The organism is Arthrobacter halodurans (assembly GCF_041877255.1).
Classification (GTDB): domain Bacteria; phylum Actinomycetota; class Actinomycetes; order Actinomycetales; family Micrococcaceae; genus Arthrobacter_N; species Arthrobacter_N halodurans.
This window is the reverse complement of the sequence record NZ_JBHDLJ010000009.1, coordinates 58,254-83,651: the sequence shown is the minus strand read 5'-3', so window position 1 is coordinate 83,651 and position 25,398 is coordinate 58,254. Positions and strand designations below refer to the sequence as shown.

Here is a 25,398-nt window from a genome sequence, read left to right as displayed (position 1 = left end):
ACGAGGAAAGGGGAAGCGTGGACACGCAGACGACCGGGGTCCCGGGCCCGCCGGAGGGCCCGCTGTTCAGCGTGCAGCGCGGCAATCCGACCGCCGAGGAGCTCGCCGCGCTCACCGCGGTCCTGCTGGCCCTCGGCAACGGCGCCGAGGCGGCGCCGGCCGAGCCACCGCGGCGCGAGGTCCTCCGCCGGAACGCGCGCCGCGGACGGCAGCTCGCGGGGCTCCCGGGGGCCTGGCGCAGCGGGCGCTCCTAGGGACCGCGCCCCGGGAGACGGCCCCCCATCCGCCGGCGGCACGGCCGCCGGCCACGTGGTGCGGGCCCGCATCGCCCGGCCCGCGGCTGATGCGCCGTGCCGGACGGGCTGCGCCCGCTGAGGCCACTGTAGGGACGCCGGCCCCGCGCGAACAGCACGGATCCGCAACGGTTCCGTGACGCCGAAAACCCGCCGGGAGTCTTCAACGAGGGCTTCACAACGCGCTAGGCTGGCGCCATGACCAACGCCACACTCGGGACCGTCCGCGTCCCCACCGCCATCGACGCCGTCGCCGACGCCTACTTCGCGCGCCTGATCGAGCTCGCCCCCGACTTCGCGACCAGCCTGGGCATCGCCGGGCACGAGACGGAGTACGGCGACTACTCCCCCGCGGGCAACCGGGCCCACGCCGCGGCCATCCGCGAGGCGCTGCGCGGTCTGGACGGGCTGGTCCCGGAGGACGCCGTGGACGCGACCACGCTCGACGCCATGCGCGAGCGGCTGGGCCTGGACCTGGAGATCATCGAGAGCGGCGTCACCGAGCTGAACAACATCGCGTCCAACGCCCAGGGCATCCGCGCGGTCTTCGACCTCATGCCGACGGACACCGCCGAGCAGTGGTCGCACATCTCCGGCCGCCTGGCCAACGTGCCCGGAGCCCTGGCCGGCTACGTCGAGTCCCTCCGCGAGTCCGCGTCGCTGGGCAAGGTCGCCGCCCGCCGCCAGGTGGAGATCGTGATCGGGCAGGCGCGCGACTACGCCAAGGACGGCGGCTACTTCGACGCGCTGGCCTCCGGGGCGCGCGCCGGCGGGGACGGGCTCCCCTCCGGCCTGGCGGCCGAGCTGGCCGCGAACGCCCGCCTCGCCGCCGGAGCGTACCTCGACTTCGCGGCATACCTCGAGAACGAGCTGCTGCCGGCGGCCCCGCTGAAGGACGCGGTGGGGCGCGAGTACTACGAGCTGATGTCGCGGAGGTTCCTCGGCGCCGAGGTGGACCTCGAGGAGACCTACCGGTGGGGCGTCGAGGAGCTCGACCGGCTGATCGCGGAGCAGGAGGCGGTGGCCGCGCAGGTCCGGCCGGGCGCCACCATCGAGGAGGCCAAGGAAATCCTCAACGCGGACCCGGCGCGCCAGCTGCGGGGCACCGACGCCCTCAAGGCGTGGATGCAGGGCAAGTCGGACCAGGCCATCCGGGAGCTCAAGGACGTGCACTTCGACATCCCCGCGCCCATGGAGAGGCTCGAGTGCATGATCGCCCCCACCCAGGAGGGCGGCATCTACTACACGGGTCCCTCCGACGACTTCGCCCGCCCGGGCCGCATGTGGTGGTCCGTGCCGGCGGGCGAGGACCGTTTCACGACGTGGGCCGAGACCACCACGGTCTACCACGAGGGTGTCCCCGGGCACCACCTGCAGGTCGCCACGGCGACCTACCGCCGCGACACGCTGAACAACTGGCGCCGCAACGCGTGCTGGGTCTCCGGGCACGGCGAGGGCTGGGCGCTGTACGCGGAGCGGCTGATGCTGGAGCTCGGATACCTCGCCGATCCCGGCGACCACATGGGCATGCTGGACATGCAGCGCATGCGCGCGGCCCGCGTCGTCTTCGACATCGGCGTCCACCTGGAGCTCGACATGCCCGAGCGCTGGGGCCGGGGACCGTGGACCGCGGAGAAGGGCTACGACTTCCTGTCCCGGCACCTGGACATCTCCGAGGGCCAGCTGAAGTTCGAGTTCACGCGCTACCTCGGGTGGCCCGGCCAGGCTCCGTCCTACAAGGTCGGCCAGCGCCTCTGGGAGCAGATCCGCGACGCGCGCCGCGAGCTCGACGGCGCCTCGTTCGACCTCAAGGCCTTCCACTCCGAGGCGCTGAACCTCGGCTCCGTCGGGCTGGACACGCTGCGCCGGGCCCTGCTGCCCGCCGGCTGAGCGTCCCGGCACCCCGGGGCGGGGTGAATCCCCGGGGTGATTTTGACCGCGCCTCCTGTCAAACGCCCGTTGAGGGGCGAGGATGGACGGAACGCCGGCAGGGCCGCGGACCGTCCACCTTGGGGGTGGCCGCCGCGGGAGGCATCGCCGCCGGCGGCGTTTGGGGGGAGGAGAGCCGCGGACGTCCGCCACCGGGCACCGCGGCTCTCCACATGAACCGGCGGTCTCAGCCCCGCAGGAGCCCCTGCCGGCGCGCCGCCGCGACGGCCTCGTCCCGGCTCCGCGCCCCGAGCTTGCGGTACACGCTCCGCAGCTGCGACTTGACCGTGTTCACCGAGACGAACAGGTTCTCGGCGATCGCGGCGACGTTGCCGCTGGCCTCGAGTTCCCTCAGGACGGCGGTCTCGCGCGCGGTCAGGAGCACGCTGGGCAGATCCCCGGAGATCACCGGGCGGTAGCCCGCAGGGACGGGGAGCTCCACGCCGTGCGCCGCGGCCGCTGCCAGCACGCGGCGCAGGTCCGGCGCGGGAAGCAGCGTGATGGGCGAGGTCAGGCCGAAGACGTCGGCGATGCCCGTGATCTCCTCCAGCCGGCGGGCCGCGTCGGCGTCGTCGCCGAGCTGGAGCCGCGCGGCCAGCGCGAGGACGGCCGCGTCCAGACGGTGGCGCGGCGACGCCGGTCCCTCGGTGTGGACCGTCAGGCGCAGCACGCTGCCGGGCTCGCGCCGGGCCAGGTGCACGCGCGCCTCGAGCATCTCGGTCCACCGTCCCCCGCCGCGGTGCCGCCTCAGCACCGAGAGCGCAGCGGTGCCGTCGCCCAGCCCCAGGTGCAGCCAGACCGCCGCCGCGTCGAGGCCCAGCTTCAGGGAGGGGCTGGTGGGGGGAAGCTCCCGACCCCGCGAGGCGACGGCCCGCAGGGCCCCGAGCGACCGCGCCGGCTCCCCGGCCAACAGGTCGAACATCGCGGTCATGCCCAGGATCTGCGGCCAGAACTCGCTGGTCTCGAAGTCGCCGCGCAGGGGCTCGAGCGCGGACCGTCCGGCCTCCACGTCGAGCGCCTCGAACGCCACCACGGACCGGGCCAGGAGCAGGGGCGCCGCCACGTAGGTGTTCGTGCCCGGCGCGAGCCACCCCTTCGACAACGAGCGCTCGACCTTCGCGGCGGCGCGCCGGACGTCCCCCTCGGCGGCGTCCAGGTACGCCGCGACGCCGAGGGCGTAGCCCTTCCGCGCGGCGTCCCCGGAACGCGACGCCATCGTCACGGCGAGCGCGGCGGTCCCGGCCGCGTCGTCGGCGCGGCCCGCCATGGCGAGCGTCAGGGCGAGCTGGAGGAGCAGGGTGTCCTCGAAGGCGGCGATGCGGTCGCGCCCGGCGACCGGCATCTGGGCGTGGCGGGCCAGGGCCCGCCGCGCGGCGGCCTCGGCCGGCGCCAGCCGCCCGCCGACCCGCAGGGCGACCACCTCGACCACGGCGAGCACCATCCTCTCGGACGCGTCCGCGGAGCGCGCCCGGAGGCGGGCGCCCGAGACGGCCAGGGCCAGGAGCTCCTGGCCCCGGGCGCGGTGCAGTCCGCTGGCGTTGTAGGCCAGCGCCAGCACGGCGGCCACCAGGGGGTACTCGGCGAGCCGCGCGGTCGGCAGGTCCCCCAGCAGGGCGATCGTGTCCTGGCGCGCCGGGTCGTCGAGCAGCGCCGGCGCGTGGCGCACCACGACCCCCGCGACCAGCCGCAGGCGGCCCGACGCGACGGCGTGGCGCAGCGCCTCCACCGGCTCGCCGCGCTCCGAGAGGTACACGGCGCATTCCCTGCGCAGACCGGGCAGCTCGGCCTCGTAGCGCTCCTCGAGCTCGGCCAGCAGGGCCGAGCGCACCAGCGGCACGTAGGCGAACTCGCTGTCCCGCGCCCCGGCGAAGTCGCCGAAGCCCCGCGCGTGCGCCTCCCGCATCTTGGGGCCGGACTCGCGGTCGGCCGTGAGCCGCACGGCGAGCTCCTCCGGGAAGGCCTCCGGCAGCGCGGTGCGGGCCAGGAACCCCGCCAGGTCGTGGGCGACCGCCCCGGACTCGAGCATCGACCTGACGTCCAGCGCCACCGCGCGCAACACGTCGGCCAGGCCCACCGGGCCGACCGCCCGCAGCTCGAGCGCGCGCAGGCGGACGGCGCGGACGAACCGCACCGATCCCCCCGCAGCGCGCAGCACCTCCTCGGCCTCGCCCTCCAGCCCCGTGTCCCGGAGCATCGCCGCGACCTCCGGTCCCGTGAGCCGCAGCGCCTCGGGCCCGATGACGGCGACCTCGAGATCCAGCAGCGACCGGCGACGCTCCAGCGCACCGACCGTCCGCGTGGTCAGCAGCCAGTGCAGCTCCGGCACCGCGGCGGCGGCGGCCAGCAGTTCCGACTCGAGCTCCCCGGATTCCGCGTGGTTCCAGCCGTCGACGACGAGCAGCACCGGCCGGCCAGCCGTGGCGGCCCGCAGCGCGGCCACGAGACCCGCGCCGCGCGGCGGCCCCGTGGCCGGGGACGCCCCCGCGCGCCCGGGGAGGCCCGCGAGCACGGCGGCCCAGAACGCGTCGCGCCCGATCGGCCCCGCGGCCGCCAGCGTCGAACCGTCGAGCCACACGGCCGGCATCGGCGGGGCGCCGCTTCCGGCGCCGTGCTCGAGCCAGTTCACGACAAGTCCCGTCTTGCCGAGTCCGCCGGACCCGCGGACGATCGTCACCGGGAGCGCGGCGGAGCGCGCGAGCTCCTCGAAGAGGCGCGGGCGGGCGACGGCGAAGCGCGGCTGCCGCGGGAGGCGGGCGTGCGCGGGGGGCGCGTCCGGCGCCGGGTCCCGGCCGCGGTCGGCGCCCGCGGACGGCGCGGCGGCGCGGGGGGACTCCGGGCTCCCCACAGCTTGCCCCACCGCGCCTCCCTGGACGTGATCGATCGTGCCCCGCCCCGGAGACCTTCCCCACAGGCCCCGCGCGGCGTGTGCCCGCACTCCCCCGGTTCCGTGCGGAACCCGGGCGGACGCGGGCCAGTCTCCGGTCATCCTACCCGTAACATTTCGCAATGCGGGATCACTTTGCTAGGCGAAAGACCTCTAGGTTTTCGGAGTGACTACCGCACCCAACCCCCAGACCCGCCGCTTCCCGAAGTGGGCAACCTCGTTCGGCCCACAGATCATCGCGGCGCTGATCCTCGGCGTCGCGCTCGGGCTCGTGGCCAAGTACACCGGCCACACCGAGGAGACGCCGAACGGCCTCGGCGCCACGCTCGACGTCATCGGCGGCAGCTACGTCAGCCTGCTGCGCGCCGCCGTCGTCCCCCTGATCTTCTTCGCGGTCGTCGCCTCCATCGCCAACCTCGCGCAGGTCGCGAACGCGGCCCGGCTGGCCTGGCAGACGATCCTGTGGTTCGCGATCACCGCGTTCGTCTCGGTGCTCATCGGCATGGGCCTCGGTGTGCTCGTCCGGCCCGGGGCCAACACGGGCCAGGGCGTCCCGGAGGACTACGCGGGCAAGACCGGCGACTGGTGGGCGTTCCTCACCGGGCTGGTCCCGGCGAACTTCCTCGGGCTCGAGGCCACGTCCAAGGTCGCCGAGACGGGGGACGTGACGACGTCGGTCAACTTCAACGTGCTGCAGATCCTCGTCATCGCCATCGCCGTCGGCGTGGCCGCCCTGAAGGTGGGCCCCGCGGCACGCCCGTTCCTCGACGTCAGCGCCTCGATCCTGGCCGTCATCCAGAAGCTGCTGTGGTGGATCATCCGGATCGCGCCCCTGGGCACCGTCGGGCTCATCGGCAACGCCACGGCCACGTACGGCTGGGACACCATCGGCGCGCTGGGCAAGTTCACCCTGGCCGTCTACGCGGGGCTCGCGCTGGTGCTCTTCGCCCTCTACCCGGCACTGGTGCGCGTCCACGGCCTGAGCATCCGGCAGTACTTCTCCGGGGTCTGGCCGGCCGTGCAGCTCGCCTTCGTCTCCCGCTCGTCCATCGGCACGCTGCCCCTCACCGAGCGCGTGACCGAGCGCAACCTCGGCGTGCCCGCCGGCTACGCGTCGTTCGCCGTGCCGCTGGGCGCCACCACCAAGATGGACGGCTGCGCCGCGATCTACCCGGCCATCTCCGCGATCTTCGTCGCACAGTTCTTCGGGATCGACCTCGACGTGAGCCACTTCGTGCTCATCGCCCTGGTCTCCGTGCTGGGATCCGCCGCGACGGCCGGGACCACGGGCGCCGTCGTGATGCTGACACTGACGCTGTCCACGCTCGGGCTGCCGCTGGCCGGGGTGGGCCTCCTGCTGGCGGTGGATCCGATCCTGGACATGGGCCGGACCGCCGTGAACGTCGCGGGGCAGGCGCTCGTCCCGACGATCGTCGCCAAGCGCGAAGGCATCCTCGACGAGTCCCTCTACAACGCGCCGCGCAACGGCAACCCCTTCGCCGATGAGTTCGCCGCGGCGAACGCCGACCGCGCGGATCGCCTGGAGCGCGAGGAGCGCCCAGCCGGCGTCCGGGCCTCCGGCGGAGCCTGAGGCACAACCGCGCCAGCGACACGACGGCGGGGCGCGCCCGGATCCCGGGCGCGCCCCGCCGTCGCATGGTTTGCACGGCGTGCAAACTTGCACGTAGTGTAAATTCCATGTCCCCACCGACGGCCCCCGCCGAGTCCCCGTCCCGCCGCGAACAGAACAAGGCCGCGACCCGCGCCGCGATCGCGGACGCCGCGCTCGGCCTGCTGCGCTCCGAGGGACCGTCCGCGGTCACCGCCGACCGCGTCGCCGACGCCGCCGGCGTCTCCCGCAGGACACTGTTCAACTACTTCCCCACCGTCGAGGCCGCGCTGAACGTGCCCACCGAGGTCTTCCTCGAGTTGGCCCTCCGCCAGCTCGAGGAGCTACCCGCGGACATGCCGATCATGGAGGCCGCCGTGCTGGCCATGCGCAGCCTGGCGGACCGCCGGGCGCTCGCACCGGTGGCGGAGCTGTTCGTGCTCTCCGCCGACACGCCCCAGCTCAACCGGCTCCAGCTCGAGACCTGGGAGAACTGCGCGTCCCGGCTGGTGGAGACCGTGCTCGGGCGCGTCCCGCGCTCGGAGTCGCTGGAGGCGACGGTCTTCGCCCACTCGGTGGTCGGCGCCGGCAAGGCCGCCTTCGCACACTGGGCCCACCACCACGCGGGCGACCTCTCCGACTCCTCCCTCGCCGCGCTCCAGCACCATCTCGCCGAGGCGCTGTCCCAGCTCCGCGACGGTTTCCCGACACTCCGCATCCAGGCCGGCGCGGCCCCCGAACGAAAGGCCTGACCCGTGGCCTCCTTCCTCTACCGCCTCGGCCGCACGGCCTACCGGCGCCGCTGGTGGTTCGTCGCCGCCTGGACCGCGGTGCTGCTGCTCATCGGCGTCGCCGCGGCGGCCTTCATGGGCACCCTCTCCAACAGCTTCTCCATCCCGGGCACCCCGACCCAGCTCACGCTGGACAAGCTGAAGACCGAACTCCCGGAGTTCGCCGGCGGCACGGGATCGATCGTGTACCGCGCGCCCGACGGCACGGAGTTCACCGCCGAACAGCGCGACGCGGTCAAGACCGCGCTCACGGGCCTGGAGACCCTCGAGGACGTCGAGGACGTCCGCGATCCCTTCGCCCTGCAGTCCGACCTCGACTCCGCCGGGGAAACCCTGGCCGAGGCGCGCCGGGAGCTGGCGGACGGGCGCGCCCGGATCGAGGACGGCTGGGCACAGCTGGCCGACGGACGGAAGCAGCTGGCCGAGGGACGCACCGAGATCGCCGACGGCAAGAAGCGGCTCGCCGAGGGCCGGAAGGAACTGGAGTCCGGCGCCGGACAGCTCGAGGCCGCGAAGTCCGAGCTCGCGAACGGACGGGCGGAACTCGCCGCGGCGCGGGCGCAGGTCGAGGACGGGCAGCGCAAGCTCGCGGCCGGCAAGGCCCGCCTGTCCGCCGGACAGCGCGACTACGACGCGGGGATCGCGCAGGCGAACGCGGGAGCCGCCCAGCTGGCCGACGGCGCCCGGCGGCTCTCTGCCCGGGAGGCCGAACTCGCCGAGGGCCGCCGGCAGTACGACGCCGGGGTCGCCGAGCTGACCGGCGCGCTCGGCGTCGCGACGCTCACCCAGGCCGAGTCCGCCCTGCAGGCCGGACAGCAGCGGCTCGACGACACGGGCGCCGCGCTCGACGCGGACGAGGCGCGGCTCGAGGCCCAGGACCCCGCGCCGGAGGACCTCGATGCGCGGCTCGCGCAGATCGACGCCGCGCGGGCCGACCTCGCGGCGCAGCGGCGGCAGCTGGACGGCAGCGCCGAATCGGTGGCCCGGCTCCGCGCAACCGACCGGCAGCTCGACGACGGGGCGGCCGCCCTGGCCGCCGGGCGGACGGACCTCAAGGCCCAGGAGGGCAAGCTCGCGGAGGCGCGCTCCCGGCTGGCCGCGGCCAAGAAGGAACTGGGCGCGGGGTGGGCGGAGATCGCCGCCAGCGAGCGCCAGGTGGCCGGCGGGGCCGCCGAACTCGCGGCCGGAGAGCAGGAACTGGACGACGGCGCGGCCCGGGTCGCGGCCAACGAGGCCCGGATCGCCGCGGGGCTGCGGGAGATCGAGGCCAACGAGGCCGAGCTCGCGGCCGGCGAACGCCGGCTCGACGCCGAGGAGAAGCGCCTTCCCGCCGCGGAGCGCGAGCTCCGCGAGGCCGAGGCGGAGCTGGCCGACGGCGAGGCGCGGCTCTCGGTCGGGGAGCGCCGCGCCGCCTCCACCGACGGCATGCGCTTCATTTCCTCCGACGGCTCCACCGCGGCCGTCAGCGTGAGCTTCGTCGGCAGCACCGACGCCCTGACGCCCGAGGTCCGCGAACGGATCCAGGAGCTGGCCGGCGCCCCGGAGGCGAGCGGCGTGGAGGTCTACTACTCCAAGGAGATCGTCCAGGACCTCTCCTCCGTCTTCGGCATCGCGGAGATCATCGGCATCGCCGTCGCCGCCGTCGTGCTGCTGGTGATGCTCGGGACGCTGGTCGCAGCCGGGCTCCCGCTCCTGATGGCCATCCTCGGCGTCGCCGCCGGGGTCGGCGGGACGCTCGCGCTCTCCAGCGTCATCGAGATGGCCTCGATCACCCCCGCGCTGGCGCTGATGCTGGGCCTGGCCGTGGGCATCGACTACTCCCTGTTCATCGTGCACCGGCACCGCCGGCAGCTGCTCGACGGCATGGAGCTGGAGGAGTCGATCGGCCGCGCCACCGGCACGAGCGGCAACGCCGTCGTCTTCGCCGGCCTGACGGTGGTGATCGCGCTCTCCGCCCTGGCCGTCCCCGGGCTGCCCTTCCTCACGATCCTCGGGCTCTCGGCCGCCTTCACGGTCGCGCTGTCCGTGCTCATCGCCATCACGCTGACCCCGGCGCTGCTCGGCGTCATCGGCCCGCGGCTGATCAGCCGCCGGGCCTGGGCGAAGGCCGGGTCCGCGGCGGCGTCCGCGGCCCGCCACGGGAACGACGACGGCTCCCGCGGCTGGGGCGCGATCGTCACCCGGCGCCCGCTGTTGGCCGCCGTCGTCGGAGTCCTCGTCCTGGCCATCGCCGCGCTGCCCGCGGCCCAGCTGCGCACGGCGCTGCCCGACGGCGGGGCCGAGCCGGCGGACTCGAGCGCCTACCAGGCCTACCAGCGGATCAGCGACGGATTCGGCGGGGGCTACAACGGCCCCATCATCGTCGTGGCGGACCTGCCGGAGGGACTCGACGCCGACGCCGCCGAGATCAAGCTGCTCGACGTCGCCGACCGGCTGCGCGCCATCGACGGCACGGTCGCGGCCGTGCCCGTGGGCACCAACGCGGCGAACACGGTCGGCGTCCTGCAGGTGATCCCGTCCGAGGGCCCGGCCAGCCAGGCGACGGAGTCGCTGGTGCACACCCTGCGCGACTCCTCCGACGCCATCGAGGCGGGGACCGGGGCCACGATCGCGCCGACCGGCCAGGTCACCGCGCAGATCGACGTCTCCGAGAAGCTCGCCCAGGCCCTGGTTCCGTACCTGGCGATCGTGGTGGGCCTGTCCCTGATCCTCCTGCTGCTCGTGTTCCGCTCCGTCGTGGTCCCCTTGCTGGCGACGGCCGGATTCCTGCTCTCGCTCGCCGCGGCGTTCGGCGCGACCGTCGCGGTGTACCAGTGGGGCTGGCTGGGTGACGTCTTCGGCGTGCACAACCCGGGGCCGATCATGAGCTTCCTGCCGATCCTCCTGACGGGCATCCTGTTCGGCCTCGCGATGGACTACCAGGTGTTCCTCGTCTCCGGGATGCGGGAGGCGTACGCGCACGGGGGCGGCGCGCGCGCCGCGGTGCGCTCCGGCTTCGCGCACGCCGCGCCGGTCGTCACGGCCGCCGCCCTGATCATGGGCAGCGTGTTCGCCGGGTTCGTCTTCTCGCACATGAGCATGATCCGCGCCATCGGCTTCGCCTTGGCCGTGGGCGTGCTGATCGACGCGTTCGTGGTGCGGATGACCATCACGCCCGCCGTGATGCACCTGCTCGGCGACAAGGCCTGGTACATCCCGCGCTGGCTGGACCGCATCCTGCCGGACGTGGACGTGGAGGGTGCGCGGCTCGACAACGCCGCCGGGCGCGGCGCCCCGTGGGACGGCGGGGACGGCGACGGACGGGTCCCGGGCGACAACGACTGGTTCCCGTTCGACGACGGGGATCCGGACGGGCACGGCGAGGGCCGCGGGAAGACTACGGTGGGTGCATGACGAACGCTCCCGCCGACCACGCTTCCCCCGCCCCCTCCGACGCCGAGGGACTGCCCCTCCTGGTACTGGCCTCCGCGTCCCCCGGACGGGCCAGGATCCTCGCGGACGCCGGCATCGCCTTCGAGGTCGTCGTCTCGGCGGTCGACGAGGACGCCGTGCTGCGCTCCGCCGTCGAGCAGCACGGCGCGCTGGACGCGCACGACACCTCGCTGCTGCTCGCCCGGGCCAAGGCCGAGGCCGTCGCGGGGCTCGAGGAGACCGACGGGGCCGTCGTCTTGGGCTGCGACTCCGTCTTCGAATTCGACGGCGCGTCCTACGGCAAGCCGCACACCGGGGACGTCGCCGCGGAGCGCTGGCGCGCGATGCGCGGGAAGTCCGGGGTGCTGCACACCGGGCACTGGCTGATCGACAACCGCTCCGAGGACCCGGAGGACGGCGGCACCGGGGCGACCGTCGGCGCGGTCTCGTCCGCCACCGTGCACTTCGAGGACGCGAGCGACGACGAGATCGCGGCCTACGTGGCCACCGGCGAACCCCTGCCCTGCGCGGGGGGATTCACGATCGACGGGCGCGGCGCGGCCTTCCTCCGCAGCGTCGAAGGGGACCCGCACGCCGTCGTCGGCGTGTCCGTCTCCACGCTGCGCCGGCTGCTGGCCTCCGCGGAACTTTCCGTGACGGACCTCTGGTCCTGACCGCGCCCATCGCGGCAGGCTTGTAGGTTCCCTACAAAAATCGCGCGCCGACTCCCCGGTGGTCCGCGTGCGGCACGTGGGGATCCTCCAAGCGCGGGTAGGCTCCAGAACAGCCACGTGAAGGAGAACACCACGCCATGACCCAGTTGACCAAGGTCCTCATCGCCAACCGCGGCGAGATCGCCGTCCGGGTGATCCGGGCCGCCCGCGACGAGGGCATCGCCTCGGTCGCCGTCTACGCGGATTCCGACCGCGACGCGCTCCACGTCCGGCTGGCGGACGAGGCCTACGCCCTCGGTGGCGACACCGCCGCCGACTCCTACCTGGTGATGGACAAGATCCTGGAGGCGGCCGCGCGCTCGGGCGCCGATGCGGTGCATCCCGGCTACGGCTTCCTGTCCGAGAACGCGGACTTCGCCCGGCGCGTCGTCGAGGCCGGCCTGGTCTGGATCGGCCCGCCCCCGGAGGCCATCGCCCAGCTCGGCGACAAGGTCCAGGCCCGGCACATCGCCGAGCGCGTCGGCGCCCCGCTGGTTCCCGGTACGAAGGACCCCGTGCACAGCACGCGGGAGGTCCTCGAGTTCGCCGACCACCACGGCCTCCCGCTCGCCATCAAGGCCGCCTACGGCGGCGGCGGCCGCGGCATCAAGGTCGCGCGGGTCCGGGACGAGATCCCCGAGCTCTACGAGTCCGCCGTGCGCGAGGCGACGGCCGCCTTCGGCCGCGGGGAGTGCTTCGTCGAGCGCTTCCTCGACGCGCCCCGGCACGTGGAGACCCAGTGCCTGGCGGACTCCTTCGGCAACGTCGTGGTGGTCTCCACCCGCGACTGCTCGCTGCAGCGGCGCAACCAGAAGCTCGTCGAGGAGGCGCCCGCGCCGTTCCTCACCGCGGAGCAGAACGAGAGGATCTACCGGGCCTCGAAGGCGATCCTCCGCGAGGCCGGCTACGTCGGCGCGGGAACCTGCGAGTTCCTCGTGGGTCAGGACGGCGTCATCTCGTTCCTGGAGGTGAACACGCGCCTGCAGGTTGAGCACCCCGTGTCGGAGGAGGTCACCGGCATCGACCTGGTCCGCGAGCAGTTCCGGCTGGCCCGCGGCGAGGAGTTGGGCTACGCCGATCCCGAGGTGCGCGGACACTCCTTCGAGTTCCGCATCAACGGCGAGGACGCCGGGCGCGGCTTCATGCCCACCCCCGGGACGATCTCGACCCTGCGCCTCCCCAGCGGTCCGGGCGTCCGCGTGGATTCCGGCGTCGAGGAGGGTGAGGCCGTCTCCGGCAACTTCGACTCCATGATCGCCAAGCTCATCGTCACCGGGGCCACCCGCGCCCAGGCGGCCCAGCGCGCCCGCCGCGCCCTCGCCGAACTGACCATCGAGGGCATGCCCACCGTCCTCCCGTTCCACCGCGCGGTCATGGCCGACCCCGCCTTCGTCCCCCAAGACGGGCCCTTCTCCGTCCACACGCGGTGGATCGAGACGGAGTTCGACAACACGATCGAACCCTGGTCCCCCTCCGGCGGGGCCGGCGACGACGCCGACGCCGGCGAACGGCAGCGCGTGACCGTCGAGGTGGCCGGCCGGCGCCTCGAGGTCGTCCTCCCGGCCGGCCTCGGCGGCGGCGTTCCCGGCCGGGCCAACGGCAAGCCGAAGAAGAAGCGGGCCGCGCGCGGCGGCGGAGCGGCGACGGCCGCCTCGGGCGACGACCTCGCCTCGCCCATGCAGGGCACCATCGTCAAGGTCGCCGTGGCCGACGGCGACGCCGTCGCGGAGGGCGACCTCGTCGTCGTGCTCGAGGCGATGAAGATGGAGCAGCCGCTCATGGCGCACAAGTCGGGCACGGTCGCGGGCCTGACCGCCGTCGCCGGGGACACGGTCTCGGCCGGTGCGGTGCTGGCGACCATCGAGTCCTGACCCGGTTCTGACAAGGGCGGCGCGGGTCCCGGGACCCGCGCCGCCCTTGTCGCGCGCCCGGCCGGCCCCCGCCGGGAAATTGATTACCTCGTCGAAGGGAAAGTCCTTTACAGGGAGTTGACCACCGTGCATACTGATCCCACTGTGACGATTCCGGCCTTTGGGTGAGTTGTTGGGCCGGAGACTCGCAGCCTATTGGGGGGCCCATCTGGCGACTTCGCGTCGGGCCATGAGCTTGGGGAGTAAACACAAATGCATACTCATTCGCGCCAAAAAACGGGGAGGAAGCTGGGGGCTGTCGCCACCGGTCTCGCCGTGGTGATCGCGGGGACGCTCGTTCCCGCAGGCGGGGCGCTCGCCGCCCCTCCGCCCGGTCAGGACTTCAACGTCACCCAGACCGACCTGGAATTCCTCATCAAGCAGATCGACATCGCGGAGGCCCACGCAGAGCGGGCCATCCCGGAGCCCGACGCGTCACCGCTCTGCGGCGACGGCAGGACCTTCGACGTCGCGACCCAGACCTTCACCGACAGCACCGGCGACCCCTGCGTGGGGTCGCCGGTGCTGCCGCATGGCCTGCGCACCGTCGACGGACGCTGGAACAACCTCATGGAGGGCCAGGAGGGCTTCGGCACGGCACAGGAGACCTTCCCGCGCCTGCTCGACGCCGAGTACAAGGAAGCGGGGGTCACCCCCCCGTTCGCGCCCGGCAACAACACGCCGAACCCCGGCGCGGCGACGAGCTACGAGCAGACCTCCGGTTTCGTCTACGACTCGGAGCCGCGCACCATCAGCAACCTCATCGTCGACCAGACCTCCGCCAACCCGGCGGCGGCCGCGGTCGCGGCCCGCGTCGAGGGCGCGGTGCCGGCCGGCATCGGGGCCGTCGACCGCACCTTCGGCGCCACGCGGTGGGACACCGCGGCCGCCATCAGCCGCGAGAACTTCGCCCCGGGCGTGGAGACCGTCTTCATCGCCCGCGGCGACCTCTTCCCGGACGCGCTGGCCGCCGGCCCGGCGGCCACCGCGGGCGGCGGACCGATCCTGCTGGTGAACACCGCCAACATCCCGAGTGTCATCGCCACCGAGCTGGAGCGCCTGGCGCCCCAGAACATCGTCATCGTGGGCTCGCCCGACGCCGTCAACGCCGACGTCGAGGCCGAGCTGGCCGGCTTCACGGCCGGATCGGTGACCCGGCTCGCCGGCGCCACCCGCTTCGACACCGCCGCCGCGATCAGCGCCGCCACGTTCAGCCCGGGCGTCGGACGAGTCTACATCGCGACCGGACGCAACTTCCCGGACGCCCTGGCCGCCGGGGCCGTGGCCTCGCGCGACGGGCACCCCGTGCTGCTGGTGGAAGAGGGCTCCATCCCCTCCTCCACGCTCGCCGAGCTCAACCGGCTCGACCCGGCCGAGATCGTCATCGTCGGGTCCGAGGTCGTCGTCGGCGCGGCTGTGCAGACGGAGCTCGAAGGCATCGCGCCGACCGTGCGCGTCGGCGGCGGCGACCGCTACGAGACCTCCGCGCTCCTGTCGGCACGCTACTTCACCAGCCCGGCGGACACGGTCTACATCGCCACCGGCGCGCTGTTCCCGGACGGCCTGGCGGCCGCCCCCGTGGCCGGCAAGGACGGCGCACCGCTGCTCCTCGTCGCCACCAACGGCGTGCTCACGGACCCCGTCCTGGCGGAGCTCGAGCGCCTCACCCCGCAGCGGGTCGTGATCCTGGGCAGCCCCACGGCCGTCTCCTCCGATCTCGAGACGCAGCTGACGGACACCTTCGGCGACGCGAGCATCTTCATCCCGGACATCGCGACCGACGAGGGCCTCTCCGCCTCGGCGACCAGCCTGTTCGTCATCTTCGGCCAGTTCTTCGACCACGGTCTCGACCTGGTCTCCAAGGGCGGCAACGGCACCGTCGTGATGCCGCTCGAGCCGGACGATCCGCTGTACGTCCCGGGCTCCAGGACCAACTTCCTGACCCTGACCCGCGCCACCATCGACACGGGCGCCGACGGCAACGGCCGCGAGCACATCAACCGGACCACCCCGTTCGTCGACCAGAACCAGACCTACACCTCCCACGCGTCGCACCAGGCGTTCCTCCGGGAGTACGAGATGGTCAACGGGTCGCCGGTTCCCACCGGGCACCTGCTCGACGGTGCCGACGGCGGGCTGCCGACCTGGAACGAGGTCAAGGCCCAGGCGGCCACCATGCTCGGCGTCGCGCTGGACGACTTCGACGTCCTCGACGTCCCGCTGGTCGCCACCGACCAGTACGGCCACCTCCTGCTCGGCGCCAACGGCCAGGCCCAGTTCGCCTTCGAGGGCGAGCTGCGCGAGGGCAACCCGGCGGCGCCGATCTCCACCGACGGCGTCCTCACGGCCAACGCGTCGTTCCTGGACGACATCGCGCACGGGGCCACCCCGGCCGCCGACACGGTCGGCCAGGACGGCGTCGTCATCCCGGGCTACGACAACGACGCCCTCGGCGCCCACTACATCACGGGCGACGGGCGCGGCAACGAGAACATCGGCCTCACCGCCGTCCACCACGTGTTCCACTCGGAGCACAACCGGGCGACGGACCAGATCCAGGACGTGCTGGAGACCGAGATCGGCGGCGAACTTCTGACCCGTTTCCAGGAGGACGGTTTCTGGGACTACGGCGAGCGCCTCTTCCAGGCCGGCCGGTTCTTCACCGAGATGCAGTACCAGCACCTGGTGTTCGAGGAGTTCGCGCGCCGCGTGTCCCCCGCGATCGATCCGGTTGTGGTCAACGAGAACTCCTACCAGCCGGACGTGAACTCCTCGATCTCGGCCGAGTTCGCCCACGCGGTCTACCGCTTCGGGCACTCCATGCTGACGGAGTCCATCCCGCGTGAGCACAACGGCGCGATCACCGAGGTGCCGCTGCTGGACGCGTTCCTGAATCCGACCGCGTTCGCCACGGCCCCCGACGGCACGGCACTCACGGCGGACGCGTCCGCCGGCGGCATCCTGAAGGGCCTGGCCAACCAGACCGCCAGCGGCGTCGACGAGTTCGTGACCGACACCCTGCGGAACAAGCTCCTGGGCCTTCCGCTGGACCTCCCGGCCATCAACATGGCCCGGGCCCGCGAGGCGGGCGTCCCGTCGATGCAGACGGCGCGCGCGGCCTTCTTCGCGGAGACCAACGACACGACGCTCGAGCCCTACACCAGCTGGGAGGACTTCCGGCTGTCGATGAAGAACCCCGAGTCCATCGGCAACTTCATCGCCGCGTACGGCAACCACCCGACGGTCACGGACGCGACCACCCTGGCCGCCAAGCGCACCGCGGGAGAGGCGCTGGCCGCCGACACCGCGTTCATGAACGCCCCCGCCGCGGACACCGGCCTCAACGAGGTCGACCTGTGGATGGGCGGACTGGCCGAGAAGCCCTTCGTCTTCGGGGCCATGCTCGGATCCTCGTTCAACCACGTCTTCGAGAAGCAGCTCGAGGACCTGCAGAACGGCGACCGGTTCTACTACCTGACCCGCAACCTGGGCAACAGCCTGTTCCACACCCTGGAGGCGAACTCGCTGTCCCAGATCGTGCTGCGCAACACGACGGCCGACCGCGTCCCGCACGACGTCTTCGCGTCGCCGCAGCTCACGTTCGACCTGGACCGCCCGCAGGCGGAACTGAACACCGCCGGCCTGACCGGCAGCGCGGCCGGGCAGTGGCGCTTCCCGGGTGGCGAGCACGTGGTCATCCAGGACACCGACGTCGCGTCCAACATCCGCGGCGGCATCGGCGACGACTCCGTCTGGGGCAAGGGCGGCAACGACCGCATCGAGGGTGACGACGGCGTCGACGCCCTGATGGGCGGAGACGGCGACGACATCATCACGGACCTCTTCGGGGACGGCGACCGGCTGCAGGGCGAGGCCGGCAACGACGCGCTCAACGGCGGTCCGGGCGTGGGAGACCTGCTCTTCGGAGGCTCCGGCACCGACTTCATCGTCGGCGGGCAGGACAACACCACGGCCTTCGCCGGCATCGACGACGACTTCGTCCTCGGTTCCACCGGGTTCGACAACCTGCGCGGCGACGAGGGCGACGACTGGGTCGAGGGTGGCCCGGGCAACGACCTCATGGTCGGTGACCTGAGCAACACCATGATGAACGACCCGGCCCTCGCGCACGGCGGCCACGACGTCCTCCTGGGCGGCAACGGCAACAACGACCACGACGCGGAGGGTGGCGACGACGTCATGCTCGGCAGCTCCGGCACGGAGCGGTTCAGCGGCCAGCTGGGCTTCGACTGGGTGTCCTACGCCAAGTACGGCTTCGCGATCACCGCGGACCTGGACGCCATCCAGATCATCCCCGGCACCGAAAGCGCCGTGACGGACCGCTACCTGGACGTCGAGGCCTTCTCCGGCTACAACGGCAACGATGTGATCCGCGGCAGCCAGAACCGGGACGCCTTCACCGATCCCCAGATCAACCTGCTCGGCTACGGCCACCGCATGACGCAGGAGCACCTGGATCGGGTCGACGGCCTCCGCGACCTCCTGGGCGGCGGGACCACGCCGGCGTACGCCGTGCCGTTCCTGGACAGCGAGCCCTGGACCGAGGACGACATGAACAACAACATCCTCATGGGTGGTGCCGGCAACGACACCATCGAGCCCCGGGCCGGGCGCAACTTCGTCGACGGCGACGCCTGGCTGGACGCCAACATCGTCCGCCGGGACGCCAGCGGCGCGGTCGTCGAGCGGGCCGCCAGCATGAACGCGTTCACGGCCCGGATCTTCAACCGGACCATCAACCCGGGCGAGCTGGAGATGGAGCGCCGGATCATGAACGCCGACGCCGCCACCAACGGCACCGACACGATCGTCTACGCGGAGGCCAGCGACCAGTTCACCATCACCGAACTGGCCGACGGCGTCGTCGAGGTCGCGCACAACACCGACGACACTCGCGTCGACTACCTGCGCAACGTCGAGCGGCTGCAGTTCTCCGACACGGTGGTCGACATCACCGGGGCCGCACCCGCGGCCGTGGAGATCGCCGAGGTCACGGTGACCCCGGCAACCACCGAGGCACCGGTCGACGGCGCCACCTTCGATGCGAACCTCAACGACGGCGCGGTTCCGGCCGGCGGCGAGGCGACCTTCGAGCTCCAGGTGATCGCCCAGGACGCGGCCAAGACCGAGGTCGGACTCACCACCCAGAGCAACGACACCGGTGAGTTCACCATCACGGACGCGGAGGCCGGGGCATCGGTCCAGGTGAAGGTCACCATCGCCGACGCCGAGGGCGCGACCACGCAGCACGTCTCCGGACAGACGGAAGGCACGGTCGCGACGATCGAGCAGCAGCCGTCGCCGGCGACGGATCCGCTGACCCCGTAGCCCCACGGGGTGGCCGGACGCCGCGAGGCGCCCGGCCACCCCCGAAGGCCCGGACCGGCATCACCGCACGGCAAAGGCGGCGCCACCCCCTGGGGGTGGCGCCGCCTTTTTCGTCCGTCCGGCCCGGGCGGACGGCCCCCGGGGGACTTTAGCTCTCGCACTCCACGCAGAAGCGCTGGCCGTTGCTCTCGCGGTGGAGCTGCGAGCGGTGCCGCACCAGGAAGCACGACGAACACGTGAACTCGTCCTCGCCCTGCGGGACGACGGTGACCGTCAGCTCTTCGTTGGAGAGGTCGGCGCCGGGCAGCTCGACGCCGTCCAGGTTCTCGGTCTCGTCGAGGTCGGCGGAGACGCTGCGGGCATCCGGCGAGTTCGCCGACTGCACCGCCTTCAGCGTGGCGTTGCGTGCCTCGGCCACATCGGGGCGGATTTCATCGTAGTCAGTTGCCATGCGCGCATGTTCCTTCACTCCATAGGGGGATTGAACAGTAAAACACACGCCGGGCGCCGCGACAGCCCGTATTTTCTCTGGGCGCAATCCGCGGCCGATCCGGCGGTGCCACCGGGTGCCGGGCGCCCCACGACCCGGTCGTTCCGGGCGGATCCCGCTGGCGGCCTCCGCCGTGCCCGCGCCCGGAACGGCGCGGATCCCGGCCTCTCCGGCCCACGTCCGTGCGCGGGCGCCGCCTGGGGTAACCCACCGTGCGTCGGGACGGTAGGCGCCCGGGGAGAGTTCCGTCACGAGCGAACGGCGGCACCCCCGGGTGGGGGTGCCGCCGTCGCGGTGGCGCCGGGGCGCCGCGTGGTCCGGGCTAGGCCACGTTGTTCTCGTAGTCGCGGTCGCGCGTCTCGGCCGTCATCCAGAGGGCGATGAGCGTGAGCACGGCTGCGCCCGCGAGGTAGATGCCCACCCACACGGTGTTGCCCCCGCCCGCCTGCCACAGGGCGATCGCCACGAACGACGCCGGGGCGGCGCCGATCACCGAGGAGAGGTTGTACGCGATCGCGGAGCCGGTGTAGCGGACATTCGCCGGGAAGAGCTCGGGCAGGATCGCCGCCATCGGGCCGAACGTCAGCCCCATCAGCGTGAAACCGATGATCAGGCCGGCCATGGCGGCCCCCTTGCCGGGGCCGAACATCAGCGTCCAGCTGGCGCCGAACAGCAGGATCCCGACGGTGACGACCATGAGGAACTTGCGGCGGCCATAGCGCTCGGCCAGCGGCCCGGAGACGACGGTGAAGATGCCGAAGAAGACGACGCCGAGGATGAGCATCCAGAGGAACTCGGTGCGCGCGATGCCCAGTCCCGGCACGAAGGACGCGGCGTCGAACGTCTTGCCCGCCTTCTCGGCGGCCGCGGCGGCGACCGCGGGATCGGCCGCCGCGGTGCCGTAGGTCAGCGTGAAGGACGTCATCAGGTAGAAGAGCACGTACGTGGCGAACATGATGAACGTGCCGGCGACGACGGGGCGCCAGTGGTACTTGAACGTGTCCTTCAGCGGGGACTTGGCGACCTTGTCCTGCTTGACGACGTTCTGGAAGGAAACGGACTCGACCAGCTTGAGCCGGATGTAGAGACCGACGGCGACGAGCACCGCGGAGAGGATGAACGGCACGCGCCAGCCCCAGTCCAGGAACTCCTCGGGGGTGAGCGACAGCTGCAGCCCGACGAAGATCAGGTTGGCGATGATGAAGCCGATCGGCGCCCCCAGCTGCGGGAACGTCCCGTAGATCGCCCGCTTGTTCGGCGGGGCGTTCTCCGTGGCCAGCAGGGCGGCGCCGGACCACTCGCCACCGAGCGCCAGGCCCTGGCAGAAGCGCAGGATCACGAGCATCAGCGGCGCGAGGATCACGAACGCGCCGGCGGCCGGCGGCAGGAAGCCGATGAGGAACGTCGCGATGCCCATGGTCAGCAGCGAGGCGACCAGCGTGCCCTTGCGGCCGAACTTGTCGCCGAAGTGCCCGAAGACGATGGACCCCAGGGGACGCGCGATGAAGGCGACGCCGAAGATGGCGAAGGAGCTGAGGATCGCGTTGATGTTCGACTGGTTCGGGAAGAACAGCGCCGGGAAGACCAGCACGGACGCCGTGGCGTACGCGTAGAAGTCGTAGAACTCGATCGTGGTGCCGATGAGGCTGGCGAAGATGACGCGGCCGCGCGTGTTCGCCTTCGCCGGCTTGGCTGGTGCTGGGGTGGACACTGTGGGGGTCCCTCTCCGGATGGACGATGGTGGTTGCCTAGGAATCCTAGATCCAGTGACCATATGACGGACAACCTGTCCACATGCTGGACACTCCCCCGGTGCCGGACCCGGTGTGGGTCCCCGGTGCTACAGGTGCACGTGGAGCCGGCGCGCCGCCTCGGAGACCGAGCCGCTCAGGGACGGGTACACCGTGAACGTCTCCGCGATGTCGTCCACGTGGAGCCGGTTGTGCACGGCCAGCGCGATCGGGAAGATCAGTTCCGAGGCGCGGGGGGCGACGACGACCCCGCCGATCACCGTGCCCGAGCCGCGCCGCGCGATGATCTTCACGAAGCCCTCGGTGACGTTCATCATCTTCGCCCGCGCGTTGGTCGCCAGGTCCAGCTTGATGATGTCGGCCTGGTACTTCCCCTCGGCCACCTGCTGCTCGGTGACGCCCACGGTCGCGATCTCCGGGCTCGTGAAGATGTTGGATGAGACCTCGTGCAGCTTCAGCGGGCGCACGCTGTCGCCGAGCAGGTGCGCCATGGCGATGCGGCCCTGCATGGCGGCCACGGAGGCCAGGGCGAACACGCCGGTGCAGTCGCCGGCGGCGTAGACGTTGGGCGCGGTGGTGCGGGAGACGCCGTCGACCTTGATGTGGCCGCTCTCGGTCAGGGCCACGCCTGCGCCCTCCAGACCGATGCCCGCGGTGTTGGGGATGCCGCCGACGGCGACCAGGCAGTGGCTGCCGTCGATGGTGCGCCCGTCGGAGAGGGTGACGCGCACTCCGTCCCCGATGCGCTCGACGCCCTCGGCGCGGGACCGCGACACGACGTTGACGCCGTTGGCCTTGAAGACGCCCTCGAGGACCTGGGCGGCGTCCGCGTCCTCGCCCGGCAGCACGCGGTCGCGCGAGGACACCAGGGTCACCTTGGTGCCCAGCATGTTGTAGGCCGAGGCGAACTCGGCCCCGGTGACGCCCGAGCCGATGACGATCAGGTGCTCGGGGATCTCCTGCAGGTTGTAGACCTGGGTCCAGTTGAAGATGCGTTCCCCGTCCGGCCTCGCGGTGGGCAGCTCCCGGGCGTGCGCGCCGACGGCCAGCAGCAGTGCGTCGGCCTCGATCGTCTCCTGGGAGCCGTCGGCCCGGTCCACCTGGACCCGCTGGTGGTCCAGCAGCCGCCCCTCGCCCAGCACGACCCGCACGCCGGCGCGCTCGAGTCCCGTGTGGATGTCCGTGGACTGGTCCTTGGCCAGCGCGAGCAGGCGCGAGTTGACGACCGACAGGTCCGCCGACGCGTCGCTGTCCCCGCCGACCCGCACGCCGAACTCGCGCGCCCCCGCCACGCGGCGCATCGCGTCCGCGGTGGCGATGAGCGTCTTCGACGGGACGACGTCGGTCAGGACCGCCGAGCCGCCCATGCCGTGGCGCTCGACGATCGTCACCTGCGCCCCGAGGTGGGCGCCGACGATGGCCGCCTCGTAGCCGCCCGGGCCGCCGCCGAGGATCACGAGTCGATGGGCGCTGAAATCATGTTGTGCCGTCACGAGAGACCATTGTTCCCCACGGGCCTCCCACTTGCACACCGGCACGGCTCCTGCCGATACCGCGCCGCGCCCGGTAGGTTGGTCGGGTGAGCGAACGAGAACACGACCCCTTCGTCCTGGCCGCCGAGGCCGCCTCCGCCATCGCCGAGCAGACCGGCGTCGACCGGCACGACACCGCCCTGGTGCTCGGCTCCGGTTGGGGGGAGGCCGCCGACCTCCTCGGGGAGACGACCCATGCCTTGCCCGCGGACGGCATCCCGGGCTTCCACGCGCCCGCGGTGGTGGGCCACGTCGGGACGATCCGGTCCGTGGTGACCCCCACGGGACGCCGCATCCTGGTCCTGGGGGCGCGGACCCACTTCTACGAGGGCCGGGGTGTCCGGGCCGTCGTGCACGGCGTCCGCACCGCCGCCGCGGCGGGCTGCGGGACCCTGGTCCTGACCAACGGCTGCGGCGGCCTCAACGAGGACTGGACGCCGGGAACCCCGGTGCTCATCAGCGACCACCTGAACCTCACCGCCGCCTCCCCGCTGGAGGGGGCGACCTTCGTGGACCTGACCGACCTGTACTCGCGCCGCCTCCGCGACCTCGCCCGGGAGGTCGATCCGTCGCTCGAGGAGGGGGTGTACGCCCAGTTCACCGGGCCGCACTACGAGACGCCGGCGGAGGTCCGGTACGCCAAGACCATCGGCGCCGACCTGGTGGGCATGTCCACGGCGCTCGAGGCGATCGCCGCACGGCACGCCGGGATGGAGGTCTTCGGCATCTCGCTGGTGACGAACCTGGCCGCCGGCATCAGCCCGGTGCCGCTCAGCCACGACGAGGTCATCGACGCCGGCCAGGCCGCCGGACCGCGGATCTCCCGGCTGCTCGCCGACATCGTGGACCGCGTCTAGCGCCGCCGGTCCCCCGGATTCCCACCCGCCCGTCCCCCGCACCGGCAACGGCCGCTGCCCGCACCCCGAAGAAAGCCATGAACCCCACAGCAGACGAACGGTCCACCCTCCTCTCGGCGGCGGACGGCTGGGCCGCGGAGGACCCGGACGCCGACACCGCGGCGGAACTGCGCGCGCTGGCGGCCGCGGCCGGGGCGGACGACGCCGGTTCGCCCGCCGCGCTCGCGGACCTGGCCGACCGCTTCGGCGGCCCGCTGGAGTTCGGGACCGCCGGGCTCCGCGCGGCCCTCGGCGCGGGCCCGAACCGCATGAACCGCGCCGTGGTGCGGCGCACCGCCGCGGGGCTCGCGCGCTACCTTCTCGACTCGGCGGCGGGCGCGTACACGCCGCGCGCCGTCGTCGGCTACGACGCCCGCCACAAGTCGGACGCCTTCGCCCTGGACACCGCCGCGGTGCTCACCGCGGCCGGCGTCGACACGTTCCTGCTGCCGGACCGGCTGCCCACGCCGGTGCTGGCCTGGGCGGTCCGCGCCCTGGACTGCGAGGCGGGCGTGATGGTCACCGCGAGCCACAACCCGCCGCAGGACAACGGGTACAAGGTCTACCTCGGCGGCCGTGCCGTCGCCGGGGCGGGCCGGGGCGCCCAGATCGTCGCCCCGATGGACGCCGACATTGCGCGCCGCATCGAGCACGGCCTCCCGTTGTCCGCGATCCCCCTGGCCGACTCCGGCTGGACGGTCCTTCCGGGCGCGGGCCAGGAGGGCGACGTCCAGGCCCGGTACGTGGAGGCGGTCGCCGCCCTCGCCCCCGCGGCGGGGCGGGCGCCCGGCGGGTTGCGGATCGTGCTGACTCCCCTGCACGGCGTCGGCGGGGACACCATGGGGCGCGTCTTCGCCGCCTCCGGGTTCACCGACGTCCGGCTGGTGGAGGCGCAGGCGCACCCCGACCCCGACTTCCCGACCGTCGACTTCCCCAACCCCGAGGAGCCCGGGGCCATGGACCTCGCCCTGGAGCAGGCGTCCCGCGAGGGGGCCGACCTGGTCGTCGCGAACGATCCGGACGCGGACCGCTGCGCCGTGGCCGTCGAGTTCCCCGGGCAGGGCTGGCGCATGCTGCGCGGCAACGAGGTGGGATCGCTGCTCGGGGAGCACGTCGCCGCGCGCCGGGCGGCGCGGGCCGCCGCCGGCGGGACCGCGGCGGCCCCCGCCGGGGTCTTCGCGAGCTCGATCGTCTCCTCGCGCCAGCTCGCGCGGATCGCCGCCGCCCACGGCCTGGAACACCGCACCACCCTGACCGGCTTCAAGTGGATCGCACGGGTCCCGGACCTGGCCTACGGCTACGAGGAGGCCCTCGGCTACTGCGTCGCCCCCGATCTGGTCCGCGACAAGGACGGCATCTCCGCGGCGCTGCTCCTCGCGGAGCTGGCCGAGGAGCTCAAGGCGGACGGGCGTTCCATCCCGGAGGCGCTGGACGAGCTGGCCCTCGTCCACGGACTGCACGCCACGGATCAGCTCTCGGTGCGTGTCCAGTCGCTGGACCTCCTCGGCGCCATGATGGGCCGGCTGCGCTCCCGCACGCCCGCCTCGCTGGGCGGCTCCGAGGTCGTCGCCGCCGTGGACCTCGCCGAGGGCGGCGACCTGCCGCCCACCGACGGCATGCTCTACCTCACGGCGGACGAGACGCGGGTGATCGTGCGGCCCAGCGGCACCGAGCCCAAGCTCAAGTGCTACCTCGAAGTGGTCGCGCACGTCTCCTCCGCCGACGAGCTGCCCGCGGCCCGCGCCGCGGCCCGCGGGCGGCTCGACGCCGTCGTCGCGGACGTCCGCGACGCGCTCGGCCTCTAGCCGCCACCACCACACACCCACGACCGAAGGAGAAA

General features: G+C 72.9%; 14 protein-coding genes. 10 read left to right on the top strand and 4 right to left on the bottom strand.

Features of this window, described 5'->3' with window-relative positions; all coding sequences use genetic code 11:
* The first annotated feature begins 17 nt into the window (after positions 1-17).
* Positions 18-254, top strand: a complete 237-nt coding sequence (locus ACETWP_RS11800; protein ID WP_373972448.1) for an acyl-CoA carboxylase epsilon subunit — start codon at positions 18-20, stop codon at positions 252-254.
* 237 nt (positions 255-491) lie between these two features.
* Positions 492-2,183, top strand: a complete 1,692-nt coding sequence (locus tag ACETWP_RS11795; RefSeq protein ID WP_373972447.1) for a DUF885 domain-containing protein — start codon at positions 492-494, stop codon at positions 2,181-2,183.
* 226 nt (positions 2,184-2,409) lie between these two features.
* Here ACETWP_RS11795 and ACETWP_RS11790 read toward each other — a convergent pair whose 3' ends face one another.
* A complete protein-coding gene (locus ACETWP_RS11790) occupies positions 2,410-5,079 on the bottom strand; it encodes a LuxR C-terminal-related transcriptional regulator (RefSeq protein WP_373972446.1) in 2,670 nt (889 codons plus the stop codon).
* 193 nt (positions 5,080-5,272) lie between these two features.
* Between ACETWP_RS11790 and ACETWP_RS11785 the strand changes: the two genes are divergently transcribed.
* The 6 genes from ACETWP_RS11785 to ACETWP_RS11760 all read left to right on the top strand — a co-directional run bounded on the left by ACETWP_RS11785 (position 5,273) and on the right by ACETWP_RS11760 (position 18,889).
* Entirely contained in the window at positions 5,273-6,697 is a 1,425-nt protein-coding gene (locus ACETWP_RS11785; RefSeq protein WP_373972445.1) for a dicarboxylate/amino acid:cation symporter, read from the top strand.
* Between the two features lie 107 nt (positions 6,698-6,804).
* Positions 6,805-7,467 carry a TetR/AcrR family transcriptional regulator gene (locus ACETWP_RS11780; protein ID WP_373972444.1) on the top strand — a complete coding sequence of 221 codons (663 nt, stop codon included), beginning with the start codon at positions 6,805-6,807 and terminating at the stop codon, positions 7,465-7,467.
* Between the two features lie 3 nt (positions 7,468-7,470).
* A complete protein-coding gene (locus tag ACETWP_RS11775; RefSeq protein ID WP_373972443.1) occupies positions 7,471-10,899 on the top strand; it encodes an MMPL family transporter in 3,429 nt (1,142 codons plus the stop codon).
* A gap of 50 nt (positions 10,900-10,949) precedes the next feature.
* Complete coding sequence (locus ACETWP_RS11770; RefSeq protein ID WP_373972495.1) at positions 10,950-11,591, top strand: Maf family protein; 642 nt, start codon at positions 10,950-10,952, stop codon at positions 11,589-11,591.
* A 137-nt stretch (positions 11,592-11,728) separates the two neighbouring features.
* A complete protein-coding gene (locus ACETWP_RS11765; RefSeq protein WP_373972442.1) occupies positions 11,729-13,501 on the top strand; it encodes an acetyl/propionyl/methylcrotonyl-CoA carboxylase subunit alpha in 1,773 nt (590 codons plus the stop codon).
* A gap of 252 nt (positions 13,502-13,753) precedes the next feature.
* Positions 13,754-18,889 (top strand): peroxidase family protein, encoded by a 5,136-nt coding sequence (locus ACETWP_RS11760; protein WP_373972441.1) that lies wholly within the window; start codon positions 13,754-13,756, stop codon positions 18,887-18,889.
* A 148-nt stretch (positions 18,890-19,037) separates the two neighbouring features.
* On the opposite strand, the gene ACETWP_RS11755 is transcribed toward ACETWP_RS11760, so the two are convergent.
* The 3 genes from ACETWP_RS11755 to ACETWP_RS11745 all read right to left on the bottom strand — a co-directional run bounded on the left by ACETWP_RS11755 (position 19,038) and on the right by ACETWP_RS11745 (position 22,623).
* Positions 19,038-19,340 carry a DUF4193 domain-containing protein gene (locus ACETWP_RS11755; RefSeq protein WP_373972440.1) on the bottom strand — a complete coding sequence of 101 codons (303 nt, stop codon included), beginning with the start codon at positions 19,338-19,340 and terminating at the stop codon, positions 19,038-19,040.
* 361 nt (positions 19,341-19,701) lie between these two features.
* Entirely contained in the window at positions 19,702-21,090 is a 1,389-nt protein-coding gene (locus ACETWP_RS11750; RefSeq protein ID WP_373972439.1) for an MFS transporter, read from the bottom strand.
* A 129-nt stretch (positions 21,091-21,219) separates the two neighbouring features.
* Positions 21,220-22,623: an NAD(P)H-quinone dehydrogenase gene (locus ACETWP_RS11745; RefSeq protein WP_373972438.1), complete on the bottom strand. Its 1,404-nt coding sequence runs from the start codon at positions 22,621-22,623 to the stop codon at positions 21,220-21,222.
* 86 nt (positions 22,624-22,709) lie between these two features.
* Here ACETWP_RS11745 and ACETWP_RS11740 point away from each other — a divergent pair, with 86 nt between their 5' ends.
* Positions 22,710-23,519, top strand: a complete 810-nt coding sequence (locus ACETWP_RS11740) for a purine-nucleoside phosphorylase (protein ID WP_373972437.1) — start codon at positions 22,710-22,712, stop codon at positions 23,517-23,519.
* A gap of 77 nt (positions 23,520-23,596) precedes the next feature.
* Positions 23,597-25,363, top strand: coding sequence for a phospho-sugar mutase (locus ACETWP_RS11735; protein WP_373972436.1), 1,767 nt, complete (start codon positions 23,597-23,599; stop codon positions 25,361-25,363).
* The last annotated feature ends 35 nt before the right edge of the window (positions 25,364-25,398 follow it).